Annotated in this window: 7 protein-coding genes; 1 reads left to right on the top strand and 6 read right to left on the bottom strand. The window is 46.3% G+C overall.

The genetic code is table 11. The features are described 5' to 3' along the window. Positions 1-19 precede the first annotated feature (19 nt). A complete protein-coding gene (locus FK220_RS17315; protein WP_152575618.1) occupies positions 20-1,738 on the bottom strand; it encodes a glycoside hydrolase family 9 protein in 1,719 nt (572 codons plus the stop codon). A 154-nt stretch (positions 1,739-1,892) separates the two neighbouring features. Here FK220_RS17315 and FK220_RS17320 point away from each other — a divergent pair, with 154 nt between their 5' ends. Continuing rightward, complete coding sequence (locus tag FK220_RS17320; protein WP_152575619.1) at positions 1,893-3,377, top strand: SLC13 family permease; 1,485 nt, start codon at positions 1,893-1,895, stop codon at positions 3,375-3,377. Positions 3,378-3,455: 78 nt separating this feature from the next. Here FK220_RS17320 and FK220_RS17325 read toward each other — a convergent pair whose 3' ends face one another. The 5 genes from FK220_RS17325 to FK220_RS17345 all read right to left on the bottom strand — a co-directional run bounded on the left by FK220_RS17325 (position 3,456) and on the right by FK220_RS17345 (position 10,847). Further along, positions 3,456-4,172, bottom strand: a complete 717-nt coding sequence (locus FK220_RS17325; protein ID WP_152575620.1) for a carboxylesterase family protein — start codon at positions 4,170-4,172, stop codon at positions 3,456-3,458. 52 nt (positions 4,173-4,224) lie between these two features. Next, a complete protein-coding gene (locus FK220_RS17330; protein WP_152575621.1) occupies positions 4,225-5,610 on the bottom strand; it encodes a glucoamylase family protein in 1,386 nt (461 codons plus the stop codon). 10 nt (positions 5,611-5,620) lie between these two features. Then, positions 5,621-6,868 (bottom strand): FG-GAP repeat domain-containing protein, encoded by a 1,248-nt coding sequence (locus FK220_RS17335; RefSeq protein WP_152575622.1) that lies wholly within the window; start codon positions 6,866-6,868, stop codon positions 5,621-5,623. Positions 6,869-6,881: 13 nt separating this feature from the next. Then, the gene (locus FK220_RS17340) at positions 6,882-10,073 is read right to left on the bottom strand and encodes an FG-GAP repeat domain-containing protein (protein ID WP_166204978.1); all 3,192 of its coding nucleotides are present in this window, start codon (positions 10,071-10,073) and stop codon (positions 6,882-6,884) included. 81 nt (positions 10,074-10,154) lie between these two features. Then, complete coding sequence (locus FK220_RS17345; protein ID WP_152575624.1) at positions 10,155-10,847, bottom strand: SGNH/GDSL hydrolase family protein; 693 nt, start codon at positions 10,845-10,847, stop codon at positions 10,155-10,157. Positions 10,848-10,934 lie beyond the last annotated feature (87 nt).

Below are 10,934 nucleotides of genomic sequence, written 5' to 3' on the forward strand. Positions count from 1 at the left end.
GTTGCCCCAATGGGCGTATTTATTTTGCTTCTCTTTCCAAAAACCCCAGAACATAAGTCATGGGGGCATTCCAGTTCAAACAGATTTCATTACTCGCGTAACTGGGTTCCTGATCTACCCAGCTCTGCATTGGAGCCGGATTCTGAGGGTATACCGCCCCTCCCGACACATCCTGTAATCGGCTGTTGGGACCTCCGGACAACAAGCCCGGAACCGGTTCCTCAATACCATCAGCGGCACTTTGCCGGTGATGAATGAACATCGGGGTCTTATCCCCGAAACCTGTCAGGTAACTCACGCCCATGGCATTAGTACCCAGAATATAGCCCATTGATTGCTGCACGCCATTGAGATATTCCTCTTTCGGTTCCAATCGATAGGCTTGTGCCATGATCATGGCGGCGTTCAAGACATCGCTGTTAGAACCCCATTGAAAATCATCGATGGGTTGAAAATAATCCAGATCTTCCGCCTTTTTTACCAGAGCGTCCGCAGAATTCAAGATTCCCTGCCTTACTTTGTTATAGAGTGGCTTTGGAACAACATCGGGATGATTTAAGATGGTAAACATTCCTAGAAATCGCATATAGGTCGTCCAACTTTCCCCCGGGCGGAAATCAAAATCAAAGGGCCTCTTCGTAAGACGGTCTAAATAGGTAGCGTCCTGGGTAGACACAAACAATTCGGTATCCGCCCAGAACCATTCATCATCGAAATTGGTATCCCCATACTGTCCTGTGCTTACATCCGCTGGATTTACGAAAGCTACGGCCGGGTGTTCCAAGGCCCAGGCATACGCCTTCTTCGCAGCCCGCAAACATCTAGCCGCATAAAGGGGGGCGACCTTCTCATATACACGGGAGGCCTGTGCGGCGCAAGCTGCGAAATCCAGGGTAGCGGTGGTACCCTTGCCAACGATATACCGTTGGCTGGTCGCTTCGTTCGGCATCACCATCCCTTCAAAGTTTTTGGCCGTCAGCTTGTGAAAGAGTCCGCCATCCTCATCTTGCATTGTTAGTGTCCAATCCATCCCGTATTTCAATTCATCCAGATAATCACTTCTACCGTTCCCGCTTTCAGGGATATTTAGGGTATTATCGGAAATACTGTTGGGGTATTGTTCTTCCAAAAGATACAGTTGGCCCAAGGGAAAGGTGGCATTTACGATGTATTTGTTATAGTCTCCGGCATCGTACCATCCCCCCGGTGAGGCCATATATCCTTCTTCTTTTCCACTGGAGGGATGAAACAACAGACTATCGTCCGGGTGGGCCATTTCCCGATGCCATTTTCCCGCATGCTTTTCCTCTAAAGGCACACTGACCCTCTGGTAGTACAGCCCTTTTACCGATCCCTGGAAAACATCATGTAGGACGTTTTTTCGTATTTCAAAAGGGTAGGAATATCCAAGTCCGGCCACCAGTAACAAATAAGTACCTTCCTCCGTTACCTCCGAGAAATCGGCAATCCTTACTTTCTCCCTTGAGAGTTGCCAGTCTTTCGTTTGGGAAAGTGACCCGGTCATTAACACCTTCATCGACACACTGTCAACCACTTGAAACCTGTTGGCCCCTTCAAAATCAACTACAACCGCCTTTTTAACGGCCTGGGGGTAATATCCGATCTGGTTGAGCCTGATCTGTTCGCTAAAAGTATCGGTTATGGGTGGAAGCGATTCCTCGCAATTCATAATGAACACACAGATGAATAGAACTGCGATGGATTTCAAGGAATGCATAGTGAAATGGTTTAGGTCAGTCTTGAAATTTACAAAAAATACGACAATCCCGATCACTGTGATTTCGTCGTTTCAACGCAGAAAATCATCACCGTCCTAAATATTGCCCGGATAGAATTCGATATTCCGAAAAATAAACCTAGTTTACACTCCCATGATACGGACCAATTCAAAAAAGTACGGAATATGGATTGGGCTTTTGCTGTTTCTAGTGGTCTTGTTGGCACCTTTGCCAAACGGGCTACCAGAGGAAGGGCAAAAGACGGCCGCAGTCGCCATTTTGATGATCATATGGTGGGTTAGCGAAGCCATTCCTATTTATATCACTGCTTTTTTACCTGTGGCCTTATTTCCATTTTTAGGTATCATGACCTCCACGGAGACCACTAAAAACTACGGACACGACTACGTGCTAATGCTCTTAGGGGCCTTTATTCTGGCGAAGGGCATCGAAAATCAACGGTTACATAAGCGCATTGCACTTTCGACGATTAAGCTCCTGGGCACCAGCAAACGCCATATTATTTTGGGTTTTATGCTGGTCACCGCCTTTCTTTCGATGTGGATCACCAATATGGCAGTGGTGCTCATCATGTTACCTATCGCTACCGCGCTCATCCAAAAAGAACCTTTGGAACAACGTAAGAAGTTCGGACTTGCCCTTTTACTGGGTATCGCTTACGCAGCGAGCATAGGAGGTACTGGTACCTTGATCGGGACCCCGCCCAATCTGGTATTTGCAGGTCTTGTTACGACACTATATCCAAATGCCCCGGTAATTGATTTTTTGGAGTGGATGAAAATAGGACTTCCAGTGGTAATACTGTTCGTCCCCATCGTTTGGTTCTATTTAATAAACCACTTTAAAATCCACCACCGCATGGAAGGTGGAAGTAACATCGCTACCGATACTTTGAAAACCTTGGGCAGTATTACCAAGGGAGAAAAAAGAGTTTTCTATATTTTTTTGATAACAGCTCTAGGATGGATATTCAAAAAAGATTTGGTCCTAGGATTTGTGACTATTCCCGGATGGGGAAGTTTGCTTGGAGTAGAAGCTTATATTCACGATAGTACGGTGGCACTTTTCGGGGCTATCGCATTATTCATAACCAGCGATGGAAAAGGAAACCGACTTATGACTTGGGACGCTACCAAAGAAGTACCCTGGGGGGTAGCCATGTTTCTAGGTGGGGGACTGGCCTTGGGAGCAGCATTCAACAATAGTGGACTCGCCAAATGGATAGGGAACTCATTTACCTCGCTTGCGAGCTTGCCAGATTTCATAATTATTCTTTTGATCGTTGGACTTATTATCTTCATCACCGAAGTCAATTCGAACACCGCCACGGCCACTATTTTTCTACCTATACTCGCTGCGATGGCCGTTGCCGGAAGCATACATCCGCTATTAGTAATGATTCCCGCTACTTTCGCCTGTTCCTTCGCGTTTATGCTACCTTCGGGAACCGGCACCAATACGGTGATCTTTGCTAGCGACCAGATAACCATTGCTGAAATGGCCAAAACAGGTTTTTGGCTCAATCTCCTTTTCATATTCTTATTACCCCTCCTACTCTATTTTGTGATTCTGCCACTGCTGGGCATAGATGCGGAAATACCCGCATGGGCGAATTGAGGCCGGAAAGACAAATTCTATGTTTCAAAAAATAGATGGACGGGAGTAGTACACCTCTGACTAAAAACGATTTTAGGGTCAATCGTTACGGGATTGACGCACAAACCAATCATACAATTCCTCCGTGTTGTAGGCCTGTATCCACGAGTTGTGGCCCACCCCTTTGTATCTGGTGAATTTTACATCATATCCCATCGATAAAAGGCGTTCGACCATGGTTTCCGACTCCGATATGGGAATCGATTTATCCTCCTCCCCATGAAACACCCAGATAGGCATATTTTTATCAAGCCAAGCGGCATAGGGTAAAGGGGTCATGCCGCAAACCACCGCCAAGGCCGCAAAAGTGTCCGGATACTGAACCGCCATCTCCCAGGCCGCACCCCCACCCCTACTCAGACCAGTCAAATAAATCCTTTTGGTATCGACTCGATTGTTGGCAACGATGGTATCCAATAATTGCTTTACGGCAACAGTATTCCACCATTTCTTTTTATGCGGGTTCTGTGGTGCCAAGATCAAAAACGGGAACTGTTTGCCTTCGGTAATCAACTTGGGAGGACCATTGCGTTTGATTGCGACCAAACTATCCCCAGCTTCGCCGCCCCCATGCAAAAACAAGAGTAACGGGAACTTCTCATCGGGTTGGGTCCCATATGCCTCGGGAAAATAGAGATAGTAATCGAACACCTCCTTTGTCACCGTTTCTTGCGTGGCATCGATTAATCGGGTAGCGGGTTGTGCGGCGCACCCTTGCAATAGGAATAGGAATACCATTAACTTCAGCAATCGCATGCAATTTATTCTTTAATTTACCAGTTGTAAGGTCGGGCGAAAAAAACTTGAATCAAAATGAGAAGCCCAATTTTAAGAGCCCCCCTTGCACATCTGTGTTCGCCATGAAGAGGTTCCAAAGCATTGACGTTCGGTAATTCTCAATCATAACAGGAATGGGGCCTTGGTCTATTGCCAGGTATCTAGGAACGCTCCATCCATATTGTTCGCTGAAAGCATCGAAAGGACCGTACGTACCAATCTGATCGGAATGATCCCGGTATAGGTGTCGCAAAAACCGTAAACTCTCCTCTGGAGTATAAGGCATCGAAGACAGGGCGGCGGTAGGAGAAATAACGCCAAGGTCTTCGGTAGGTCGATGGGCGGCATAACCTAGCTCTCGGGAGTAGCTAGAGGTAAGACCCCAACAGTCCTCCCCGTAGCCCTTATAATTCTTAGGGTTATCAACACAATATCGATAATGTATTAAGGCGTGATTTCGATTAACGGACCAATAATCGGCAAACGCATCCTTTAATTGGGTAGGATTCAGCCCAAGGAACGAATAATGGGCCCAGAACAGAGGGCCCACCGGGTCATCAAGAGTCTCATAGTGGTCTAAAATCGTTTTCAAGCCGTAGAATTCGGTATCCGTTGTAATCGCATTTCCCCTTGCCCAGCCTTCACTGTAAACCTCACGTGAAATGGGATGTGTTGGTGAGGCAGCTGCCAACACATACATAATTAAGGCTTCGTTATACCCACGAACCGGAAAATTCATTTCCCAGCCAAAATTCGGCGACCAATGCCAGTAAAGCACTAATTCCTTATTGGTGTACCAATCCCATTCCACCGACTCCCAAAGCTCCTGAATCCTCTCCGCCAACGGTTGTTCCCTATCGTCTGTAGTGTTAAGAAACCCTTTTACCGTCAAGAGTCCTTGTATCAAAAAAGCGGTCTCTACCAAATCACCCCCATCGTCCTTTTCACTGAAAGGTTTGGTTTTTCCCGACCTCCCATCAAGCCAATGCGGCCATACACCATGATAACGGTCACAGGTTTCCAAAAAATCCACGATTTTTTCCATTCTGCCGATGGCGGCATCCCTAGGAATAAATCCTCGTTCCACTCCAACCAAAATTGCCATCAACCCAAAACCCGTCCCGCCGGTAGTTACTATATGACGGTCATTGGAGGGATACACATTGTCCAAGTGTATGCGTTCCGGCGCCATTCCAGAATTGGGCTCGGCGCCCTCCCAGAAGTAAGCGATGGTTTGTTGTTGTACCATATTCAATAGATCCTGATCGGTTAAAAGGTATATGGCTTGGGAAGGCGGTTCTTCCAATTTCGTAGAATCTTTTGTGCCTTTATCTTCACACGCGATAATCAGCAAGGATATGGCGAAAAGAGTGGAAAGGAAAAAAAGCCGGTATCCATTATTCCAATGCATTCCCATATTCCCAATGTTATTGTTTTAAGGTGTTTTCCAAAATATAAAAGTCGGTTGCCTCGTGATTGGGATAGCGGAAGATGTCTATATCGCCATCGCCGTCGTAGTCAATGGCCTGCCCGTTGTAGATTCCATTTTTTTCAATCACCATCTCCTTATAGTCCGAATAATTTCCCTCGTTCAAGAAAATGGAAACATCAAAATTCGTTTTATTCAAATTAATCGCCCTTCCATAGTTGATTCCTGCCAACACATCGTAATCCCCATCCAAGTCGAAATCGTATACTTGTAAGGTATGACAGGCAGGGATACTATCCTTTATCGTTCGACTTTGCCATTCGTTGTTCATTTTTTTATAGGCGACCAAGGGATACCCTGCACGCTCCGAATGGGCCATATAGATTTCCACCCTTCCGTCCTTGTCGACATCCGTGGCAAAGGTTTTGGTACCGTTTCGGGACCAATCCCCTTCTTGATTGTTCCACATCTCATTTAAGTTTTCTACCCGCCATTCCTTCGTTAAATCCACACCCGGATTGTAGTAGACCAGCCCTGTAGCAACGATATCGGGGTAACTGTCATTATCCATGTTGCCAACGGCCATTCCTTCGTGTAGCACCTCATCTTGAATATATTGCACCCGTTCCCAGGAGTCGGCATTGTTTTGTCTAAAAACACTGAGCGTATGCTCGTCGAACGTAAGAATGGCGAGATCCATCTTGCCATCAATGTCAAAATCGGCAAAACTGACATCCTTTACCGCATCGGGAACCGTTCCTATCGTATGCGATTTCCACTCACTCCCGGTATTCTCATACCAGAATAGTTCTGCCGTCGCGCCCGCATCGGTCCATTCCCCTGGATGTTTTATGGCGATTACATCCATATCACCATCCCCATCGATATCATTTGCCTCCAAATCGCCTCCTGCAAAAAGTCCGCCTGTCACCGGTTTCTCAGCTATGATATTCAATTCCCAAGGACCCGTTTCGGTTTTTCCTTTGTAATATCCCAAGTAGCCACCCGCCGAATTGTTGTTGATGAACAAAAGATCGGCAATACCATCACCCGTGACGTCCGCAGGGGTGTGTGCCCACCAAAATTTGGCGCTATCTACAATTTTACGTTGCTCGAAGGCCAATTCTTTCTCGATTTCCGGTACGGTAACAGGGGTCGCTTCTTTCTTGGCTTCTTTACAGGATTGTATAATACCTGCAAAAAGCAATGCTCCCAACAGTCCAAAATGAATGGTGTTTTTCTTCATACTTCCCAATGGTTTATGGCTTGATTAATTTATTGATATGTGTGGCTATTCTTTGATGCGACTCTTTGGTGCGTACCGGATAATCGGTCAACCCGATGACAAAACTGTTTTTCCCTACTAGTAAGGGCCTCGTGTCCTTATCCCTTCCAAAACCAAAAACGGTCATACCGTCTTTGCTTGAGGCCCCATCGGCCGTATCGCCAAGATACGACATCATATCGACATGTTGGTCGGGGGTTACCTGAGCGAGATAAAAGGTGGTCGGTACACCGTTCTTATTAAAATACGCCCATTGGTAATTTCCCCAATTGATACTTCCCTTATAGAAATCGGGAATATCGGAACGGGGTCCCGCGCTGTCGGTACCATAGGTTGACGCTGCCGGTTCGTAGTTTCCACCAGGGGTTCCTTCGTAGAGGAACCAGTATGTCTTACCCTCGGCAACCTTCAGAATATTTAGCACGGCGTAGTCATCGTGAAAAATCCATTCCCATTCCCACAACCCACTTTTGGAAGTAGTCTTGATCTTATTTTCCGATACGATTTCAGAGACACATTTATCATGCCCCGGGTGTCCTGCACCCCCATCGTCGGAATTAAAGACCAGGTTTGGGAGTCCTCGAAAGGCAGAGGCCGCAGAGGCAGGGTATTGGTCCCAAGGTTCGGTTTTATAACCCACCCAATCATTCCCATATCGGTCGATAATACGCGAAAATCCGCCACCTTCTTGATCGTAGTAGTATGTTGCCTTTTGGGTATGCACGATATAATGTGGCCTATTTTCATAGCTGCCTTCGGAGATATGAATACTGGATTTCTCCTGATTTTCCTTTTTTACCTTGACCATAATCCCAGGCCATTGCACATCCATGCCATGCACCATTTGCCCCTCATGCAAAGGAGTCTTTAAGGTGGTTAATCGGTTTCTTCCCATTTTGAGGGAACCAACATTCTTCAATGCTTCTTCATGCCAGTAGGCATCGTAGCATGGGGTGTTCCTATCCGGTATTTGCACCGTTCCGTTCAGACGGATTCCCTCGGAGTAACAAGGACTCCAACTGTTCCAATATAATATTGCCTTGTCATTTTCAGATACCGCTAAAGGGATATCCAGGTATTGGCCATGCTCTCCGTTCCTAGTGGTCCAAAATGGCTCCTGCCCGTAAGGCTTCACCAGGGCCACGGTAGATGTTCGATTTAGACCGAGCCCGTGAATCGGCTCAATAACCTCAACAAAACCATTTGCATGGGTCACTAAAGCGGTCAGTTGTACCGGCATGGACTGATCTGGAAGCCATTCCGTATTCCAAACTACCTCAAACGGAGCCTTGGTGGAACTTCCGAGATGGTTGGCGATTGCACCCCGATGATGCCGAAACTGCCATTGGCGGTATTTGCCATCTCCTTGCACATTTACATCCTCGTAGAGCCCTACATAATCGACTTTTACGATATCGCCCATCGAGGTACTTTCCAATGAAAGCGTTTGATCCTTTTGAAGAAAATCACCTGGTTTGATTCCAATCAATTTGGTAGGGCCCGGTAATTCAACGGGCTTATAATAAATCCGTAGCACCACTGCGTATACGAGATTCTGTGGCCAATCCCAAGATTGATCTTCTGCCACCATAAGCTTAAAGCTGTTTTGGACACCCTGTTTTAAGTGGGTCAATGGAACGGGCATCCGAATGTTGGTATGAAACATATAATCGGTTGCCGGCTCCGATATCAATGTAGGTTCCGGTAGCAGAATTGGCTTTCCTTCATTAAATTGAATGCTTAAATCTTTCGTATCCTCATGCGATTGTACCCGTTCTACCAACACTTCCGCACCGATGGCATTGTTCAAGTCAACTTCATGACCTAGTTTGATGAAACCATTTTTATGTTTTTTTTTTGGAAAATGGTCTTTGTTCAAGGAATAGTCCAACTTTCCACCCACTCGAAGAAATTTGCCATCGTCGCTGGCATCGATAGGTGTCCAAGGATACTCTTTATAAAGCATCCCCGTCTTTAACGATTTAATGGCATCATTGCGCCAAACGTGCATGTATTGATGCTGATCCCATCCCGCCCCGATAATATCAAGGTCCCCATCGGCATCCAGATCGACCCATTGGGTACCCAGATGATTTTCCTTTCCGGTATCGATAACCGTTTTTGTAAAAACCCCGGCGCCGTTGTTCTCCCAAAGTTGGAGTTCCAAAGCCGTTCCTTTATGTTCCGCGGTCAACAAATCGGTGTCGCCATCGTTATCAATATCGGTGATATCCAGGTTGTTGATAGAAAATTGGGTCACTATTTTGTTGCGTTGCCAAGTGTCCAAATCTTGTTGGCCGAACCACCAAAAGTTGGCGTCCGGTTCCAAGCCGGGGTACCGTTCCTCGGTAACCACGATATCGGCTTTTCCGTCCCCGTTGACATCCGCAATTTCCACACGGTCAATCGGGTGGATGCTTTCGCCCACGATGGTGGGTTTCCACAAGCTATCGATATTTCCGGGGTTTTCGTACCAAACAAGAATTTTGGGCTCATCTTCCCCATCGGGTCTTCTTCCAGCAGCAATATCCAAATCGCCATCGCCATCGATATCCCCCACACCGATGCCTTCATCGGATGTATTTTTACAAATCATCGTCACCTTCCAATCGCTTGTATCCGCTTCCTTATCGGGAATCGCTATCGCGTATATATCACCGTTTCCAGCTATCACAAACTCCGATGGCCCACCGGCAACCAGTTGTGCTTTTTCAAAACCTTGACTATTCACATGACTTGTAGCGGGCACCTGCCCGATCAACTTTCTCTGGTAGCGGGTTCCATTTTCATTGGTAGCCTCATACCAGTAAAGGTCTGGCAAGGCCATCGCAATGATATCGGCATAGGGGTCGCCATCGACGTCGATATACAGAATCCCATCGACATTGTCATCGAGTACCGTACGTTTCCATGTACTTTCCATGCCCCCCCCCGGATTGTGGTAAATGTATCGGCCTGAAATAATATCCATATTGCCGTCGCTGTCCACATCCCCTGCATCCAAGCCAAAATAGCGAAGCCACTCCGGCTCTGCCCAGTCGCCCCACATTTGTTTGGTACTATCGACTTGAATGTAGTGCCAATCCTGGGATAGCTTATCCTGGGCATTGCCAATAGCCGTCGAGACTATAAAAATCAGGAAAAGAAGAGGTTGTAAGTATTTCATATTATTGTTATTCATTTTTTGCGTTTCGAATGTGGTCATACCCAAGACCGCCCATCGAACCCTGTGAAATCCTTGGTTCCTCTAATTTAAACCATATTTCTCTAACATTGGCTGCATCGCCCTAGCCCACTGGGGATAAGCAGCTGGTTTCAGGTGGGTATTGTCTTCTTGTACGTATTGAGTTTTGATATCCCCGTTTTCACAGAGAAAGGGACGAAGGTCCATATAATCATACCCCCTTTCCCGACAAAATTCTTTCATTCGTGCATTCAGCGTATCAATTTCCCTATTGCGTTCAGTGACGCCTCTTTGATACAAGGTAGTTGTGTAAACCGGGCTAGTCCCGATACTACTAATAGAATCCATCACCATGGTGATGTTCTCGTAAATTCGCTGGGTCGAAATGCCCAGTGTGTAATCGTTGATTCCCCCTTTGAAGAAGCAGATTTTGGGTCGATGGGGAACGATAAAATTCTTGATAACCCAAGAGAGTTGCTGGGTAGTCCATCCCGGTTTCCCCCCGTTAAAAACATCGTTGCGGCCAAGTACCTGTTGCCAGTCACCCTGATAGGTAATCGAATTGCCGAGCATGACAATGTTTACCGGTTCGACCGTCAGTCCCTTTTCGTCGACTACTTCTTCATCGGCTGTTGGTATTTCAATATGCTTTTTTTCAGGAAATGCATCTTTTGTAAAAAAGTTCCCTGACAAGAATACATATAATGCAAGAAGAACATTACCCAATAACGATAAGGGCAACCACAACTTTTTCATTCAATTGCTCTTTAATTGTTTGCGAGAAAGATAAAAAACCCACGCTGAACCATATACCAGCATTTTATCAAAAACCATATGTAAATG

It is taken from the genome of Pelagihabitans pacificus (assembly GCF_009371985.2).
Taxonomy (GTDB): domain Bacteria; phylum Bacteroidota; class Bacteroidia; order Flavobacteriales; family Flavobacteriaceae; genus Pelagihabitans; species Pelagihabitans pacificus.

Coding starts and splice junctions, on each gene's coding strand:
- FK220_RS17315 (WP_152575618.1), bottom strand. CDS start 1,738: ATGCATTCCTTGAAATCCATCGCAGTTCTATTCATCTGTGTGTTCATT.
- FK220_RS17320 (WP_152575619.1), top strand. CDS start 1,893: ATGATACGGACCAATTCAAAAAAGTACGGAATATGGATTGGGCTTTTG.
- FK220_RS17325 (WP_152575620.1), bottom strand. CDS start 4,172: ATGCGATTGCTGAAGTTAATGGTATTCCTATTCCTATTGCAAGGGTGC.
- FK220_RS17330 (WP_152575621.1), bottom strand. CDS start 5,610: ATGGGAATGCATTGGAATAATGGATACCGGCTTTTTTTCCTTTCCACT.
- FK220_RS17335 (WP_152575622.1), bottom strand. CDS start 6,868: ATGAAGAAAAACACCATTCATTTTGGACTGTTGGGAGCATTGCTTTTT.
- FK220_RS17340 (WP_166204978.1), bottom strand. CDS start 10,073: ATGAAATACTTACAACCTCTTCTTTTCCTGATTTTTATAGTCTCGACG.
- FK220_RS17345 (WP_152575624.1), bottom strand. CDS start 10,847: ATGAAAAAGTTGTGGTTGCCCTTATCGTTATTGGGTAATGTTCTTCTT.